This window comes from Streptomyces sp. NPDC029292, from assembly GCF_055569295.1.
In genome coordinates, this window is sequence record NZ_JBVHXR010000008.1 from 1 (window position 1) to 16,860 (window position 16,860).

Annotated in this window: 12 protein-coding genes; 6 read left to right on the forward strand and 6 right to left on the reverse strand. The window is 72.8% G+C overall.

Annotated features, from left to right (window positions below; all coding sequences use genetic code 11):
• Both ACZ4WS_RS18790 and treZ read right to left on the reverse strand, forming a co-directional pair.
• On the reverse strand, positions 1–472 hold a 472-nt coding region (locus tag ACZ4WS_RS18790; RefSeq protein ID WP_467981713.1), incomplete at its 3' end, for a helix-turn-helix domain-containing protein.
• 272 nt (positions 473–744) lie between these two features.
• On the reverse strand, positions 745–2,490 hold the full coding sequence (treZ, locus tag ACZ4WS_RS18795) for a malto-oligosyltrehalose trehalohydrolase (RefSeq protein ID WP_467981715.1): 1,746 nt from the start codon (positions 2,488–2,490) through the stop codon (positions 745–747).
• 182 nt (positions 2,491–2,672) lie between these two features.
• On the opposite strand from treZ, the gene ACZ4WS_RS18800 reads away from it, so the two are divergent.
• The 3 genes from ACZ4WS_RS18800 (at position 2,673) to ACZ4WS_RS18810 (ending at position 5,194) form a co-directional block, all read left to right on the forward strand.
• Positions 2,673–3,224 carry an FHA domain-containing protein gene (locus ACZ4WS_RS18800; protein ID WP_467981717.1) on the forward strand — a complete coding sequence of 184 codons (552 nt, stop codon included), beginning with the start codon at positions 2,673–2,675 and terminating at the stop codon, positions 3,222–3,224.
• 210 nt (positions 3,225–3,434) lie between these two features.
• Positions 3,435–4,781, forward strand: coding sequence for a M14 family zinc carboxypeptidase (locus ACZ4WS_RS18805; protein WP_467982233.1), 1,347 nt, complete (start codon positions 3,435–3,437; stop codon positions 4,779–4,781).
• Positions 4,778–5,194, forward strand: coding sequence for an SSI family serine proteinase inhibitor (locus ACZ4WS_RS18810; RefSeq protein WP_467981718.1), 417 nt, complete (start codon positions 4,778–4,780; stop codon positions 5,192–5,194). Before ACZ4WS_RS18805 ends, ACZ4WS_RS18810 begins: the two co-directional genes overlap by 4 nt.
• 52 nt (positions 5,195–5,246) lie before the next feature.
• Here ACZ4WS_RS18810 and ACZ4WS_RS18815 read toward each other — a convergent pair whose 3' ends face one another.
• Both ACZ4WS_RS18815 and lpdA read right to left on the reverse strand, forming a co-directional pair.
• Complete coding sequence (locus ACZ4WS_RS18815) at positions 5,247–6,497, reverse strand: M14 family zinc carboxypeptidase (protein WP_467982234.1); 1,251 nt, start codon at positions 6,495–6,497, stop codon at positions 5,247–5,249.
• Positions 6,498–6,686: 189 nt separating this feature from the next.
• Complete coding sequence (gene lpdA, locus ACZ4WS_RS18820; protein ID WP_467981720.1) at positions 6,687–8,135, reverse strand: dihydrolipoyl dehydrogenase; 1,449 nt, start codon at positions 8,133–8,135, stop codon at positions 6,687–6,689.
• An 87-nt stretch (positions 8,136–8,222) separates the two neighbouring features.
• Here lpdA and ACZ4WS_RS18825 point away from each other — a divergent pair, with 87 nt between their 5' ends.
• Positions 8,223–9,170: a LysR family transcriptional regulator gene (locus ACZ4WS_RS18825; protein ID WP_467981722.1), complete on the forward strand. Its 948-nt coding sequence runs from the start codon at positions 8,223–8,225 to the stop codon at positions 9,168–9,170.
• A gap of 167 nt (positions 9,171–9,337) precedes the next feature.
• Positions 9,338–10,651: a cytochrome P450 gene (locus ACZ4WS_RS18830; protein WP_467981724.1), complete on the forward strand. Its 1,314-nt coding sequence runs from the start codon at positions 9,338–9,340 to the stop codon at positions 10,649–10,651.
• Here ACZ4WS_RS18830 and treY read toward each other — a convergent pair.
• Positions 10,611–13,013: a malto-oligosyltrehalose synthase gene (treY, locus tag ACZ4WS_RS18835; RefSeq protein ID WP_467981727.1), complete on the reverse strand. Its 2,403-nt coding sequence runs from the start codon at positions 13,011–13,013 to the stop codon at positions 10,611–10,613. The two genes, ACZ4WS_RS18830 and treY, sit on opposite strands and share 41 nt — an antisense overlap.
• 81 nt (positions 13,014–13,094) lie before the next feature.
• Here treY and ACZ4WS_RS18840 point away from each other — a divergent pair, with 81 nt between their 5' ends.
• Complete coding sequence (locus tag ACZ4WS_RS18840; protein ID WP_467981729.1) at positions 13,095–14,627, forward strand: MFS transporter; 1,533 nt, start codon at positions 13,095–13,097, stop codon at positions 14,625–14,627.
• Here ACZ4WS_RS18840 and glgX read toward each other — a convergent pair.
• Positions 14,624–16,732 (reverse strand): glycogen debranching protein GlgX, encoded by a 2,109-nt coding sequence (gene glgX / locus ACZ4WS_RS18845; protein WP_467981731.1) that lies wholly within the window; start codon positions 16,730–16,732, stop codon positions 14,624–14,626. The two genes, ACZ4WS_RS18840 and glgX, sit on opposite strands and share 4 nt — an antisense overlap.
• Positions 16,733–16,860: the final 128 nt, after the last annotated feature.

Sequence of the window (16,860 nt, forward strand, 5' to 3'; positions counted from 1 at the left end):
CGAGGACCTTGTGGCCGCCGCCGTCGGGGATGTTCCCGAGTTTCTTGATGTCGACGTGTACGAGGTCGCCGGGGGCGGCGTGCTCGTAGCGCCGGATCACCTGGCCGGTGGCCCGGTCCAGGTGGGCCAGGCGGGCCAGGCCATAGCGGGTCAGAACGCGGTGCACGGTCGCCGGGTTCAGTCCGAGGAGGTAGGCGATGCGGGCCGGTCCCCAGCGGCGCAGGACACGGACCTTGATGATCCTGCGCTCGGTGCGTGTCGGGGTCCGGCGCGGGCTGTGGTGCGGGCGGGAGGAGCGGTCGGTCATCCCGGCCTCGCCAAGTTCGCGGTAGCGGCCCGCCCACCGCTGAGCCGTGGTCGGCGAGACCTGGAAGCGTTCGGCGGCCCGTCGCAGCGGCCAGCCGTCCTCGACGACGCAACGGGCCAGGCGCAGGCGGCCGGTCTCGGTCAGGGGTGCATTACGGTGGTGCATGAGGGCCTTCTGATCGTTCGTGTGTAGACGTCGCAATCCACACCGAACCCGGAAGGCCCTCACTCGTTCAAGATCACCCAGCCGTGATCACTGTCACCAACCTCCGTGGACAGAACACCTAGGCGAGGCGGCCCTAAACGAGGCGCCCCTGGGCGACGCGGCGGTGAACAAGGCGCGCCTGGACGAGGCGGCCGTAAACAAGGCGCGCCTGGGCGAGGCGGACCTGGACGAGGCGGACGTAAAGGTTTGCGCAAGCGTTTACGTCGAGCGCGTCACGCCTGCGCCAGCACCACACACGACTCGCCCGGCACGATCAACACCCCGTCCGCGCCCGGGGCTTCGACCGGCTCCCAGGCGGCCAGCACGCGCGCGTGCCGGATGCCGAGCGGGATCGCCGCGGACTCCTTGGCGAGGTTCACGGCCACCCGGACGTCGCCGCGCCGGAGGGCGAGCCAGCGGGCCTCCGGGTCGTGGGCGACCCTGACCGCCGCGAGATCGGGGTCCGAGAGGTCGGCCTGGCGGCGGCGCAGCGCGATCAGGTCGCGGTACCAGGCCAGCACGCGCGCGTGGAGGGTCTTTTCGGGTTCCGACCAGTCGAGGCAGGAGCGGTCCCGGGTCGCCGGGTCCTGCGGGTCGGGGATGTCCTCCTCGGCCCAGCCGTGCGCCGCGAACTCCCGGCGCCTGCCCCGCCGTACGGCCTCGGCGAGCTCGGGATCGGTGTGGTCCGTGAAGAACTGCCAGGGCGTGCCCGCGGCCCACTCCTCGCCCATGAACAGCATCGGTGTGAACGGCCCGGTGAGCGTCAGCGCGGCCGCGCAGGCCAGCAGTCCGGGGGAGAGGGAGGCCGCGAGCCGGTCGCCCTGGGCACGGTTGCCGATCTGGTCGTGGGTCTGGGCGTAGCCGAGCAGACGGTGCGCCGAGACGCGCGTACGGTCGAGCGGGCGGCCGTGAGAGCGCCCGCGGAAGCTCGAGTACGTGCCGTCGTGGAAGAAGCCGGACGTCAGCGTTTTCGCGAGCGCCGCGAACGGCGCCCGCGCGAAGTCCTCGTAGTAGCCCTGTGCCTCACCGGTCAGCGCGGCGTGCAGCGCGTGGTGGAAGTCGTCGTTCCACTGCGCGTGCAGCCCGAGGCCGCCCTCCTCGCGGGACGCGACGAGCCGGGGGTCGTTCAGATCCGATTCGGCGATCAGGAAGAGCGGGCGGCCGAGGTCCTCGGCGAGCGCGTCCGCGGCCGCCGACAGCTCTTCCAGGAAGTGCAACGCGCGCGTGTCCCGCAGCGCGTGCACCGCGTCCAGGCGCAGCCCGTCCAGCCGGTAGTCGCGCAGCCACGCCAGCGCACTGCCGACGAGATACGCGCGCACCTCGTCCGAACCGGGCGCGTCCAGGTTCACGGCGGCGCCCCAGGGAGTCTGGTGGGTGTCCGTGAAGTACGGTCCGAACGCGGGCAGGTGATTGCCGGACGGCCCGAGGTGGTTGTGCACCACGTCGAGGAGGACGCCCAGGCCGAGTTCGTGCGCCCGGTCGACGAAGCGTTTCAGCGCCTCGGGACCGCCGTACGGCTCATGCACGGCCCACAGGGAGACACCCTCGTACCCCCAGCCGTGCCGCCCCGGGAACGGGCACAGCGGCATCAACTCGACGTGGGTGACGCCCAGTTCCGCCAGATGTCCGAGCCGCTCGGCAGCCGCGTCCAGCGTGCCCTCGCGGGTGTACGTCCCCACGTGCAGCTCGTACAGGACCGCGCCCGGCAGCGGGCGGCCCGCCCACTCGGCACGCCAGGTGTACCGCTCCTGGTCGACCACCGCGCTCAGCCCGTCGGGGCCGTCCGGCTGCCGCCGCGAGCGGGGATCGGGCCGTACGGGGCCGTCGTCCACCGCGAAGCCGTACCGCGTCCCGTGCTGCGCGTCCGCGTCGCCCGTCCACCACCCGGCCCGCTCCGGATCGCGCTCCAACGCGCGCGTGGCGCCCGCGCAGTGGAGCGTCACCCGGTCGGCCTGCGGTGCCCACACCTCGAACCGCACAGACGGTTCCCCCTTGTCTGCTCACCGTGACATAGCTCGTCCATGGTGCTTCAAGCGAGATCAATTCGCTTTCGAATCCACCCTTTTGCCGCGCGTTTGCCGTACGGAACGATCCGGTCGGCGACAGCAGCCGTTTCCGGGTTTTCTGGACACCCCGCCCCGACTGCCCGACAATCACCAGCGTGACGTCGTCTTTCGAGTTCCACACGTACCCCGCGCGGTTGTCCGACGCGGAGCGCGACCGGGCGCTCAAGGCGCTCCGTGACGGCGTCGCCCTCGGCCGTCTCTCGCACGACACGTTCATCCGTCGCATGGAGCTGGCGCTCGCCGCCCGCAGGTCCGACGAACTCGCCGTGCTCACCGCCGACCTGCCCACCGAGAAGCGCTGGTCGAAACTGGTGTTCGGCACCGTCGAGGCGGTTTCCGGTTTCACCGTACGGGTGCGCAGGGCCTGGCAGGCCGAGCGGCTGCCGAAGCTGTTGCTGCCCCATCCGGGCAGCCCGTACCCGCTGCGCATCGGCCGTGACCCCGCCAGCGGACTGCGGCTCAGCCACGAGACGGTGTCCCGGGTGCACGCCGAACTGAGCCGGCAGGGCGGTCTGTGGGTGCTGCGCGACCTCGGCTCGACCAACGGCACGACCGTCAACGGACGGCGCGTCATCGGCGCCGCCGTCGTCAAGGACGGCGACCAGATCGGCTTCGGGCGGATGCTGTTCCGGCTCGCGGCGGAGTGATCTGTTCCGGATTCCGTTCGGGCTCGCGGCGGACTGACTCGCTTCGGATCCCATCCGTTCCGGAGTGAGCTCTGGCCTGGGTTTTACCTACCGATTGCATCAACATCCCTTACGTTCCGCGGTGTTGACGTACCCCCACAGCCGTGACTGACTGTGCGTACACCATGCACATCAGGTGAACCGACGGCACCACATAAGTGGAGGTGTGCCCTGCCGCCCCTCCTCCGCTACCCGACCGTCGATGAGCTGGGCGCCCGCGCGGCCGCGCTTGTCGCCCGCCGCCCGCGAGACGCCCGGCTGCGCCGCGTGGGCACGTCACGGGCGGGGACGCCCCTGTGGCTCCTGTCCGTCGGGCACGGCAGCCGGCAGGCCCTCGTCGTCGCCGGACCGCACGCCAACGAACCCGTGGGCGGCGCCACGGCCCTGCGGCTGGCCGAACGGGCGCTCGCCGACCCCCGGTTGTGCGAAGGGGCGGACGCCACCTGGAACCTGCTGCTCTGCCTCGACCCCGACGGCGCCCGCCGCAACGAGGCCTGGCTGTCGGGCCCGTACACCCTCGGCAATTACTTCCGGCACTTCTTCCGGCCGGGCTTCCTGGAACAGCCCGAATGGCTGCCCGAAGGCGCGGACGGTGCCACCCTGCCCGAGACCCGCGCTCTCCTCGACCTCCAGGACGAACTGCGGCCGTTCTTCCAGTGCTCCCTGCACGGCGTCGACGTCGGCGGCGCCTTCGTCGAACTGACCCGCGACCTGCCAGGCCTCGCCCAGCGCGTCGCGCACACCGCGGCGCGCCTCGGCATCCCGCGCGAACTCGGGCCGTACGACACCCTGTACTGGCCGACACTGGGCCCCGCCGTCTACCGTATCCCGCCGCCGCGCCGCGGAGGCCTGGCGGCCGCCATCACGGAGGCCGCGGTCGAGTCCACCTGGTTCCATCCGCACCCCTATGGCACGGTGACAGCGGTCGTCGAGGCCCCCATGTGGGGTGTGGCCGCCGTCGAGGACGCCACGCCGCCGGCCGACGCCGACGCGGTGCTGCGCACGGTCAGCCGTACGCTGCGCCACGACACGCGGCTCCTGGAGGGCATCCTCGCGCGCATCCGCCCCGGCCTCGACGCCTCTCCGGACGTGGCCTGTCTGCTCGCGCCCGTCGACGACTATTTACTGGTCGGCCCCGGGCTCGCCGACTCCTGGGACCCCGACACGTACGGGGCGCGCCCCCTGCCGATGCTCGACACCGCCCGTCTGACGGCCCTGCGCCTCGCGGGACGCCGGGTCGCCCTGCGCACCGCCGGGCTGCTGCGCCAGCTCGTGACCGGCTCCGGGCACGATCCGTGGGATGTGCTGCCGGAGCTCGACCGGCTCATCGACGAGTGGTGCGCCGACTACCGCGACGGCTGCGGCGCGCGCTGGATCCCGGTCGCACGCCAGGTCGAGTACCAGGCGCGTGTGGTGCTCGCCGCGTTCGAACTCGCGGGGCGGCACGCGCCCGTGCGCTCCCATTCGGGTGAGACCGGGTGGGGTTCGGAGGCTGCGGTGCCGATGCATCGGGAATGACGAAAACCACTGAAGCGGTACGCGGCGGTCTGCTGGCCGCGATCGCTCTCCTCACGGCAGGCGCGGCCCCGGCCCAGGCGGCGCCCCAGGAGTCCCTGTCCGGCAACTGGCTCTATGTCACCGTCACGCGTGGCGAGGCCCGCTCCAGCGACACCCGGGGCACCCTGCTGCTGTGCGACCCGCCCCAAGGGCACGCGCACGCGGTGGAGGCCTGCGAGGAACTCCGTACCGCCGAGGGCGACATCTCCCGGATCCCGCCCCGGGCCGACGTCCTGTGCCCGCTGGTCTACGCGCCCGTGACCGCGGCCGCATACGGCGAGTGGAACGGCCGGCCGGTCGCCTACACGCACACCTTCTCGAACTCCTGCGCGATGGGAGCCGAGACGGAGGCGGTGTTCGCGCTGTCGGACTGAGCCGCTGGGCCTCCGGGGGCGTGGCGCACGCGCGCGTGCTCCTCGAAAACCCTCACGCCGCGCGGTCGCGCGCATGGCGGGCCGCCGCCACCACCGTGCGCGACTGGTGCTCGACCTGGTGCTCCAGGGGAACCCAGCGGGCGCGGAAGCGTTCGGCGAAGGCGTCGCTCCAGGCGGCGACGAGACGCTCGAGGCGCGCTGCCTCGCGGTCGTCGGCCTCCTGGAGGACGCGCAGCAGCATCGCGGCGGCCCGCAACGGGAGCCGGCGGCCGAACGCGTCGACGCTGCCGACGTACGCCATCGTCGTGTCCGGAGGCGGCGTCTGGACCCAGTCGTCGGCGAGGCCCGGCACCAGCTCCAGCGCCCACTTGGCGGCACGCAGGAGCGGCCCGTCGGGGCCCTTGAGGCGCGGCAGAGCCTCCGCGAGCACGGCCTCCACCTGGAGCGTGTCGCGCAGCAGCCGGCGGGCCAGGCGCCGCATCGCCGCCGCCGGGGCGGGATGCGGCGCCGGATCGTCCACCAGGTCGCTGGCCCACATCGGCACCTCGACGACCGCGGTCAGACCGCCGTACCGGTGGGCGTGGTACCAGGTGCTGTGCCGCGCGTCGTCGGGCATGCTCGGGTAGGCCGCGTCCGAGCCGGGCGCCGGCATCACATGCACCCCGGGCCCGGAGGCGGGCCAGCCCGCGGCGTCCGACGCGGCCGTCTCCACCGGGATGTGCAGCTCCGCCGCGGACTTGGCGAACGGCTCGGCGAGGCCCGGCACGTCCTTGGTCAACTGCACCCAGCTGCCGCCCAGATCGGTTCCGTGCAGGGTGACCTGAAGGTAGGGCCGCACCTCGTCGATGATCCGCGTCAGAGCGCGGGTCTCCGGGGGCAGCCGGTCGGGCGGCAGCACGGAGGGCGACCACTCCGGCTGCTCGGGCCCGGCCGGACGGAAGAAGCCGAGGTGGTAGTCGAGCAGCGTGCGCGGCGCCGGCGTCACATGGAGGCTCGCCCCGTCCGGGTCCGCGCAGAGCATGAAATGCCAGGAGGTGTCCGCCCGCAACTCCCGTTCGTGCACTACACGTTCGGCCAGCGACAGCAGCGTCGAGCCGCCGGTCGGCTCGTTCGCGTGGGCGCCCGCCACGACGAGGACCGCGCGCGTGGCGTGGCCGACGGACAGCAGGTGAAGGGGTCTGCCCGCGCGCGAGACACCCACTTGTCTGAGGACGCACAGGCCGGGTCGGTGAGCCGCCAACGCCCGGGCGGACGATTCGATTTCGGTCACACTGGGGTAGCGCAACTCCGGCAGGAGACTCACCCCCGACTTGTCCGCCCTGCGTCGCTTTCCGCAGTACTCCATGGTTTGAGTGAACTGTCAAGGATATGACGGGGCGGCTCCAGGGGGCGCCAGGTGGCATTTACCGCTGGCAGGGGGGTGTACACCGCCAGAGGGAGGATGCACCGTCGGCTGCGAGGGGGGAATGCCGTGGCGGTTGCGCAGCGGGGTTCACTGCTGGTGCAGGCCCCGCCCCGCGAGCGTCAGGAACGTCTCGCCGACCGCCTCCGACAGCGTGGGGTGCGCGTGGATGTGCCGGGCCACGTCGGACGGCTGAGCGTCCCAGCCGACGATCAGCTGGCTCTCCGCGATCATCTCGGACACGTTCGGGCCCACCAGGTGGACACCGAGCACCTGTCCGCCGCCCGCCGCGGCGACGACCTTCACCATCCCGCCCTGTCCGTGCACCATGCCCTTCGCGACGGCGGTCAGCGGCATCGTGTTGACGTCCACCTCGTGCCCACGCGCGCGTGCCTCCGCCTCGCTCAGCCCCACGGCCGCCGTCTGCGGCGACGAGTAGGTGACCCGGGGCACGGTCGCGTAGTCGACCGGCGCGGAGGGCACTCCGGCCAGCGTCTCGGCCACCAACAGGCCCTCGGCGAACGAGGCGTGGGCGAGCCCGAGGGACGGGGGCGGCAGCAGATCGCCCACCACGTGGATGCCGGGCACCGCCGTCTCCAGCCGGTTCCAGTCGGCGGGCGCGACGAAGCCCCGCTCGTCCGTCACGAGGCCCGCCGCGGCCAGATCCAGCCCGTCGGTCACCGGAGCCCGCCCGACGGCCACCAGGAGCCGCTCGGCCTCGACGGTACGGGTCTCGCCCCGCGCGGTGCGCACGCGGGCCCGTACGCCGTCGTCGAGGACCTCCGCGTCGATCAGCCGGGCCCCCGCCCGCACGTCGATGCCGCGCTTCTTCAGAGCGCGCGTCAAGTGGCGGCTCACATCCGTGTCTTCGAGCGGTACGAGCCGGTCGGCTGCCTCGACGAGCGTCACCTCCGCGCCCATGGACCGGTGGAACGAGGCGTACTCGACACCGATCGCGCCACCGCCGAGCACCAGGACGGACTTCGGGAGCCGCGGCGCGAACAGTGCGTCGTCGCTCGTCACCACGCGCCGTCCGTCCGGTGCGAGCCCCGGGAGCGTGCGCGGGCGCGAGCCGGTCGCCAGGACAATGCCACGGCGCGCGGTGAAGTCGCCCGCGCCCTCGATGCGCACTCCGCGCACGCCTGTCAACCGCGCGCTGCCGTGCACGACCCGCACGCCCGCGTGCGCGAGGTGCGCCTCCACGCCCTTGTGGTTGCGGTGCACGATGTCGTCACGCGTCGCCACCAGCGCGGACCAGTCGACCTCCTCCAGCGTGGCCTTCACACCCCAGCGCTCGCGCGCCTCCGCGACGCCGTCGACCAGCTCGGCGGCGTGCAGCATCGCCTTGCTCGGGATGCAGCCGCGGTGCAGACAGGTTCCGCCGACCTTGTCGCGCTCGGCGAGCACGACGTCGAGACCGAGCGCGGCGGCGCGCAGGGCGGTGCTGTAACCGCCGGTGCCGCCGCCGATGACGATGACATCGGGTGTGAATTCGGGTGTGACATCGGGTGTGACTTCGAGTGTCCTCATGTCGTCCATGTGGTCAGCCTCCGTCGAACCCTTGCCATGAGTCCAAGGCAATGTTCTTGTCGATTCCATGCAGAATGCTTATGGGAGGGCCCGGAGATGAGCCTTCGGCAGATGGAGTACTTCCTGACGGTCGTCGAGGAGGCGTCGTTCACGCGCGCCGCCGAGGCCCTCCATGTCACCCAGCCCGCGCTCTCCCACCAGATCAAGGCCCTGGAGGCGTCGGTGGGCGGCGCACTCCTGGAGCGCATGCCGCGCGGCGTGCGCCTCACGCCGATGGGCCGCGCCTTCCGCCCACACGCCGAACTCGCCGTCCGCAGCGCCGTACAGGCCCGGCGCGCGGCCCGCGCCGCCGCCGGAGCCGAGGGCGGCGAACTGCACATCGCGGCCGTCCACTCCGTCGCCGTGGGCGTCCTGCCGGACGTCTTCGCCCGCTGGCGCGCCGCCCACCCCGGCGTCCTGCTGCACCTCCACGAGTACGCCACCTCCGAGGCCCTGGAGGAGCAGGTCGAGCGCGGCACCGCCGACCTCGCCGTGGGGCCCGCGCCCCGCGACTGGCCCGGCAGCGTCGTGCCGGTCGGCGAGGAGGAGATCGTCCTGGTGGTGCCCTTCGACGACCGTTTCGCGGGCCGTACGACGGTGGCGCTGGCCGAGCTCTCGGACCGCCCCTGGATCCGCTGCGCCATGGAGCCCGTGGTCCACGGGCAGCGCTTCCTCGACTGGGTGTGCGGACAGGCGGGCTTCCGGCCGCGTACAGCCGTGTTCACCGAGCACACGTCGACGGCCGTACGGATGGCGGCGGCCGGGGTCGGCGTCACCACCGCGCCCTCGCACATCGTGCGCGGCGCCGTCGGCGAGGACTGCGTGGTCCTCTCCGTCGACCCGCCCTGGAAGCGCGCCCTGACCGTCTTCGCGCGCGTGGCGCCCACCGGCGCAGCCGAGGCCTTCGTGGACCTCCTGCGCGCCTGGTGGCCCTACGGAGAGGCGCCCGCCTCACCCGTACGGGCGTACGGGGGCTGCGATCCGGAGGCCGCGGTGGTCAGCTGAGCACAACCGCGCGCGGGTCCCGCGTGCAGACCCCATGCGGGAGGCCGGCGGTGCTGTGTTCTCACGGCCTTCCCGGCGAAGGCGCGCCCGTGACCGTGCCCACGGGGCCGCCGACGGCTCCGAGTACCCGGGCCGCGTCCCGACCCCAGGGGGTGGAGCACTCGCCCGTGCGGCCGAGTGTGCGGGAGGAGAACTCGCTCGCGTCGTCGAGCGAGCGGGAGGAGAACTGCTCCGCACCCTCGAGGGTGCGGGTGGAGAACGGCTACGCACCGTCGAGCGCGCGGATGGAGAGCTCATCCGCGTCGTCGAGCGTGCCGTCGCCGATCCTGTTCGCGCCGCCGAGCCCGGCGGAGAGCGTGTCCGCGCCTTCGAGCGTTCGCCCGGAGAGCGGTTCGGCGCCGCCGAGTCTGCTCGCTCCTGGCACCGAGCTCGACCCCTACCCGCTGTACCGCACCCTGCGTGGGCGGTTCCCGCTCGTGTACGACGAGCCGTTCGGTGCCTGGCTGATCAGCAGGTACGCCGATGTGCGCGCCGCCCTCGCGGACCCGCGGCTCGTCGCGTCGCCGCCCGGGCGCACGCTGGCCCACCTTGAGGGGGGTACGCACAGCGCGCACCGGGCCCTCGTCTCACCGGCGTTCCGTGGGCGCGCGCTGGCCGCCCTGACCGCGGGTGTCGAACGCACGGCGTACGTCCTCGCCCGCCGCCTCGCCGCGCGTCAGGAGGCCGATCTCGTCGCCGAGTTCTGCCACTGGCTGCCGACCGCGGCGGTGGTCGCCGCACTCGGGCTGCCGTACGAGCACACCGCGCGCGTGCACGCGTGGTGCCGTACGGGCCTCGACCACCTGGGCGGCCACCACCCCGAACTCGACGCCTTTCTGCGCCCGTACATCGCCCGCCGCCGCGCGCACCCCGGCGCCGATCTGCTGTCCGCGCTGTGCACCGCGCGGGCCGACGGGCGTCCGCTGTCCGACGAGGCGGTGGCCGGGCTCGCCGGGACCCTCCTCGGCGCGGGCGGCGAGGCGACGGCCCACGCGCTGGCCTCGTTCCTCGCCAACCTCCTCGACCACCCGGGCCAGTTGGGGGCCGTCCGCGCCCGTCCGGCGCTGACGGCCGGTGCCTGGGCCGAGTCGCTGCGCCGCGATCCGCCGCTGCACGTCGTGCTGCGCCGGGCGGTCGAACCGGTCGGCGCGGTACCCGAGGGCGCCACCGTGGCGTGTCTGCTGGGTGCCGCGGGCCGCGACCCGGCGCGGTTCGCCGACCCGGACCGCTACGACGCGTTCCGCGCGGACCCGGGGCAGCTCGCGTACGGCTCCGGACGGCACTTCTGCCCGGGCGCGCTGCTCGCCCGGCTCACGGCGGAACACGGCTTGCGCGCCCTGCTGACGGCTCTGCCGGACCTCCGCTGGGCCGAGGGCTTCCGGCCCACCGCGGAGGGTCTGATCAGCCGCTCTCCGGGGACTCTTCTGGTCCGCCTTCGCTGACCCGCTCCAGCAGCACCACGGGCAACCGCTCGAAAAGCTCCTCCACGCGCGCGTGCCCCGTGAACTTCCGCCCAGGAGTCAGCACATCCGTCCATCGCCCCTCAGGGAGCGCGAGCCGCGTGTCGCCCCAGCCCCCCGCCTCCGCCAGCCGCAGCGACAGCCTCGTGACGGCCGTGACCACCGCTCCGGAGCGCACGAACGCCACACAGTGCGCGGCGCCCGGCCCCTCCGCCGTCAACGGCGCGTACGTCGCCGAGTCGCCGAAGACGGCGGGCCGCCGCCCGCGCAGCCGCAGCGCGGCCATGGTGAGCGCCGCCTTCGGCGAGGGCTGCTCCTGCGGTGAGAACGGCCGCCGGTTGTCCGGGTCCACCAGCGCCAGGTACTCGCCCTCGGTGCCCTGATAGACGTCCGGCACCCCGGGCATCGTCAGATGGACCAGAGCGGCCCCCAGGACATTCGCCCGGACATGCGGCGCCACAGCGGCCCGGAAGTCGGCGACGCGCCGCCCCGGCGCCCCGCACGGCCCCGCCGAGACGAACGCCGCCACCGCGTCCTCGTACGAGGCGTCCTGCTCGGTCCACGCGGTGTGCAGTCCGGCCTCCCGGATGTGCTTCAACAGGGCTCCCTGGACCCGCTCTTCGGCGGCCGGGCCGAGTCCGAACACCGTCTGCCACGCGGCCCACGCCACCTGGAGGTCGGGCACGCCCGAGCCGTCGCGGGTCACCTCGGCCAGGACGTCGGCCCACCGCTCGGGGCACTGGGTGAGCACCGAGAGGGCCGCGCGCATGTCCGCGCTGCGTTTCGTGTCGTGCGTCGACAGGGCGGTACCGGTGACGGGCCAGTCGCGCTGCACGCGCGCGCAGTAGGCGTGGAAGTCCTCCGGGGACACGGCCGGGCTCCCGGGGTTCCCGCCCACCTCGTTCGCCGACAGCAGGGGCACATAGCGGTAGAACCCCGTGTCCTCCACGGACTTGGCCCGCAGCGCGGAGGAGGTCTGCGCGAACCGGGCCCGGAACTCCGCATGCCCGGGCCCGTCACCGGCCCGTCCGAGCACCAGGTCCCGTACGACGTCCACGGCATGCGCCTCCTCGGGCACCGTGAACACCGCACGGGCTTCGTCGGCGGCCTGCTCGGTCACCACCAGGGAGGCGTCCCCGGAGGGGTACGGCCGGTACACCTCGAGGCGCACGAGAAGTTCCCGCAGCGCCGTGCCCAGCGCCCAGGGGGCGTGGTCGCGCAGCGCCGGGTCCGGCGAAGCGGCGCACAAACGGCTCACCGCGCGCGTGAGGCGGTCGACCTCCGTGGCCAGCTCGTGCGTGACCACCTTGTACGCCGCCCTGCGCACCGTCGCCTCCCAGTGGCCGCCCCGGTCGGCCTGTGGGGCCGCGAACCGCCGGTAGTGGCCCAGGAGTTCGCTCGCGCCCGCCGGGTCCGTGAAGACGCCGTCCACGTGCCGCAGCGCGTCGTAGCCGGTGGTGCCCGCGACGGGCCAGGCGGCGGGCAGCGGCTCGCCGTCCGCGAGGATCTTCTCGACCACCGTCCAGCGCCCTCCGGTTGCCTCGTGGAGGCGGCGGAGGTACGTGTCCGGGTCCGCGAGGCCGTCCGGGTGGTCGATGCGCAGCCCCTCGACCACGCCGTCGTCGAGCAGCTCCAGGATCTTCGCGTGGGTCGCCGCGAACACCTCCGGGTCTTCGACACGCACTCCGATGAGCTCCGAAATGCTGAAGAAACGGCGGTAGTTGAGCTCGGTACGGGCCAGCCGCCACCACGCGGGGCGGTACCACTGGGCGTCGAGGAGCCGCGGCATCGGCAGCTTCTCGGTGCCCTCGCGCAGCGGGAACACCTGGTCGTAGTAGCGCAGTACGTCGCCGTCGACCTTCAGGCGATCGATTTCGGTGCCGAGCCGACCCGCGAGGACCGGGAGCAGCAACTGGCCGCCCTGGGCCTCCCAGTCGATGTCGAACCAGCGCGCGTACGGCGACGCGGGGCCCTCGCGCAGCACCTCCCACAGGGGGCGGTTGTGGCGCGGGGCCATGGCCATGTGGTTCGGCACGATGTCCACGACCAGTCCGAGGCCGTGCTCCCGCGCGGTGCGCGCCAGGGAGCGCAGCCCTTCCTCGCCGCCCAGTTCACCCCGCACGCGCGCGTGGTCCACCACGTCGTAGCCGTGTGTCGAGCCCGGGACGGCCTCCAGGACGGGGGACAGGTGCAGATGCGAGACGCCGAGCGAGGCCAGATACGGCACGGCCGCCTCGGCGGCCCCGAAGGGGAACTCCGGCTGCAGCTGCAGCCGGTACGTGGCGGAGGGCGCGGCGGGAACCACCGAGCCCGGGGTCACCGGGTCGGAACGCTCAGGTGTCATGGGAAGCTACGTACCCGCCCGGCCGTCTTTCGTGTCATCGACGCATACATACGAGCACGCGCGCGTGGCTAGCGTCGAACGATGGGGAACGGGAACACGGGGCGGCTCGGCACGCCGGGCAGGCACGGCGCGAACGGTGCGCCGGACACGTACGGCACTTTGGAGACGTACCGCCGGGTGGTCGCCCTGACCGGCGCCGCGCTCCCGGCCGTGTCCTTCCTGGGGCGGCTGCCCACCGCCACGATCCAGTTCGGCAGCGTCCTCCTCGTCGCCCGGACGAGCGGCTCCCTGGCCACCGCGGGCCTGGTCGGCGGTGCGCTCGCCGTCGGACAGGTCGCCTGCGGCCCGCTCGTGGGCCGACTCGCCGACCGGCACGGTCAGCGCACCGTCGTCCTCACCTTCTCGCTGGTCAACGCGCTGGCGATCACCGCCCTGGTGACCGGCGCGGTCGCCCGGCTCGCCCCGCTGCCCCTCGCCCTGCTGGGCACCCTCGCCGGTGCGAGCGTGCCGCTCATCGGGCCGCTGGCCCGCGCCCGCGTGGTCGCCCTGGCCCGCGGCACGGGAGCGGACGAGCGCACCGTGAACGCCGCGCTCTCCTTCGAGAGCACGCTGGACGAGATCTCCTTCGTGCTGGGCCCGGCGCTGGTGGGCCTCGCGGCCGTGCTCGCCCATCCGGCGTACGCCCTCGGCGCGGCCGGCCTCCTGGTGGCGGTGTGCGGAGCAGCCTTCGCCCTGCACCCGACGGCCCGCGCGACGCGGCCCGCGGCCACCGCCGGACGGCGAGCCGCGCAGACAGCAGCGACCGACGTCACCCGAGCACCGGGCGCCGCCCGCGACACCGGCCCACGCCGAGAGGACACCGACCTCGGCCGTGGACAGCCCACCGCGACCGTTCCAGCGGCCAACGTCCCGAGCCGCCGACAGGCCCCGCACGCCCAGGCCCCCCGCCCCCGCACCCCCCGCTCCGTCCACGCCCTGCGCGTCGCCCTCGCCCTCCAAGGCGCCATGTTCGGTGCCTGTCAGGCCGGGATCACCGCCTTGACCCAGCGGCTCGGAGAGGAGGAGCAGGCCGGGCTCGTGTACGCCGCCATGGGGGTGATGAGCGCTGTGGCGGGGCTGTCGATGGCTGCTGTGCCTGCCCGGTTCGGGCTCAGGGTGCGCTGGAGGGCAGCCACCGCGGCGGCCCTTCTGCTGTCCTTGCCGCTGCTGTGGACGGACAGCCTGTGGGGGCTGTATGCCGTCGTCACCGTGCTCGGGATCGCGTACGCGCCGCATCTCATCACCGTGTTCGGGCTCACCGAGCGTGCCGTGCCGCCGACACGGCTGGCCGAGGCGATGGCCTTCGCGACGAGCGCGATCGTCGGCGGTCAGGCCCTCGCGGTGGCCGTCACCGGACGCCTCGCGGAGGCCTACGGCCCCACCGCCGCGTTCGCGGTGGGGAGTTCGGCCGCGGCGCTCGCCTGCGCCGTCGCACTGACGGCGCGCCCGACGACGTACACCGAAGGGACCCCCTACGAGGGGGTGCGCCAAGAAGAGCGACCCCACGCGCGCGTGCACCCAGAAAACGAGCCCCACGCGCGCGTGTCCAAAGAGCACGACAACGGGCCGGCCTAGGCGGGCCGCTGCAGCACCGTCATGCTCCGGTCGACCAGGGTCAGCCGGTCCCCGGCCTGCACCTTGGAGCCCGTCCCCGGCGTCACTCCTTCCGGGCGTGCCGTGTCGACGACGACCTGCCACTGTCGCCCGTGGTTCACGGGTACGACGAACTCCAGGGGCTTCGGGGAGGCGTTGAACATCAGCAGGAAGGAGTCGTCGGCGATGTGCTCCCCGCGCGGGCCCGGCTCGGAGATCGCGTTGCCGTTGAGGAAGACGGACAGTGCCCGCGCCTGCGCGGAGCCCCAGTCGCGAGCGGTCATCTCCGTGCCCTCCGGGGTGAACCACGCGATGTCGGACAGCTCGTCGTGCGTGCCCTGGACGGGACGGCCGTGGAAGAAGCGGCGTCGCCGGAAGACCGGGTGGTCGCGCCGCAGCCACACCATCGCGCGCGTGAAGTCCAGCAGCTCGCCGCCGTCCTCCGGCCAGGGCACCCAGGCCAGCTCGCTGTCCTGGCAGTACGCGTTGTTGTTGCCGCCCTGGGTGCGCGCGAACTCGTCGCCGTGGCTGAGCATCGGCACGCCCTGGGAGAGCATCAGCGTCGCGATGAAATTGCGCTGCTGGCGGGCCCGCAGGGCGAGCACGGCCGTGTCGTCGGTGTCGCCCTCGGCGCCGCAGTTCCAGGACCGGTTGTGGCTCTCGCCGTCACGGTTGTCCTCGCCGTTGCCCTGGTTGTGCTTGTTGTTGTACGCGACGAGGTCGTGCAGCGTGAAGCCGTCGTGGCAGGTCACGAAGTTGATGGAGGCGAGCGGGCGGCGGCCGTCGTCCTGGTAGAGGTCCGACGAGCCCGTCAGGCGGGACGCGAACTCCGCCAGCGTGCGGGGCTCGCCGCGCCACATGTCCCGTACGGTGTCGCGGTACTTCCCGTTCCACTCCGTCCACAGCGGCGGGAAGTTGCCCACCTGGTAGCCGCCCTCGCCGACGTCCCACGGCTCGGCGATCAGCTTCACCTGGGAGACCACCGGGTCCTGCTGCACCAGGTCGAAGAAGGACGACAGCCGGTCCACCTCGTGGAACTGCCGGGCAAGGGTGGCCGCGAGGTCGAAGCGGAACCCGTCGACGTGCATGTCGGTGACCCAGTAGCGCAAAGAGTCCATGATCAGCTGGAGCACGTGCGGGGAGCGCATCAGGAGGGAATTGCCGGTGCCCGTGGTGTCCATGTAGTAGCGCGGATCGTCCGCCAGGCGGTAGTACGACGCGTTGTCGAGGCCCCTGAAGGACAGGGTCGGGCCCAGGTGGTTGCCCTCGGCCGTGTGGTTGTAGACCACGTCCAGGATGACCTCGATCCCGGCCTCGTGCAGCGCCCGGACCGCGGACTTGAACTCCAGGACCTGCTGGCCGCGGTCGCCCCAGGAGGCGTACGCGTTGTGCGGGGCGAAGAAACCGATCGTGTTGTAGCCCCAGTAGTTGCTGAGGCCCATGTCCGCCAGACGGTGGTCGTTCACGAACTGGTGCACCGGCATCAGTTCCAGCGCGGTGACGCCCAGTTCCGTCAGGTGTTCGATGATCGCCGGGTGCGCGAGCGCCGCGTAGGTGCCGCGCAGCTCGTCGGGCAGCGCCGGATGCTGCATCGTGAGGCCCTTCACGTGGGCCTCGTAGATCACCGTGTGGTGATACTCGGTGCGCGGGCGCCGGTCGTCGCCCCAGTCGAAGTAGGGGTTGACCACGACGGACGACATGGTGTGCGGCGCCGAGTCCAGGTCGTTGCGTTTGTCGGGCGCCCCGAAGGGATAGCCGTACACCTCCTCGCCCCACTTGATGGAGCCGCTGATGGCGCGCGCGTACGGATCGAGCAGCAGCTTCGCGGAATTGGCGCGCTGCCCACGCCCCGGCGCGTACGCCCCGTGCACACGGAAGCCGTACCGCTGTCCGGGCATGATTCCCGGCAGATAGGCGTGGCGCACGAACGCGTCGCTCTCGCGCAGCTCCACCGCAGTCTCCGAGCCGTCGTCGTGCAGCAGACACAGCTCGATACGGTCGGCGGCCTCCGAGAAGACCGCGAAATTGGTACCCGCACCGTCGTACGTGGCACCGAGTGGATATGCCTCTCCAGGCCAGACCTGCATGGATACGACTCTTCCAGTAGTGCCGTGCCTCTGGGGGCGACTACGAGCCGAGTCTCCCCGAAAGTGATGGAACCTCCTATGACTTACGTCCCTCTTACCCAATGACCAGGCATACGCCGTATGCCGAA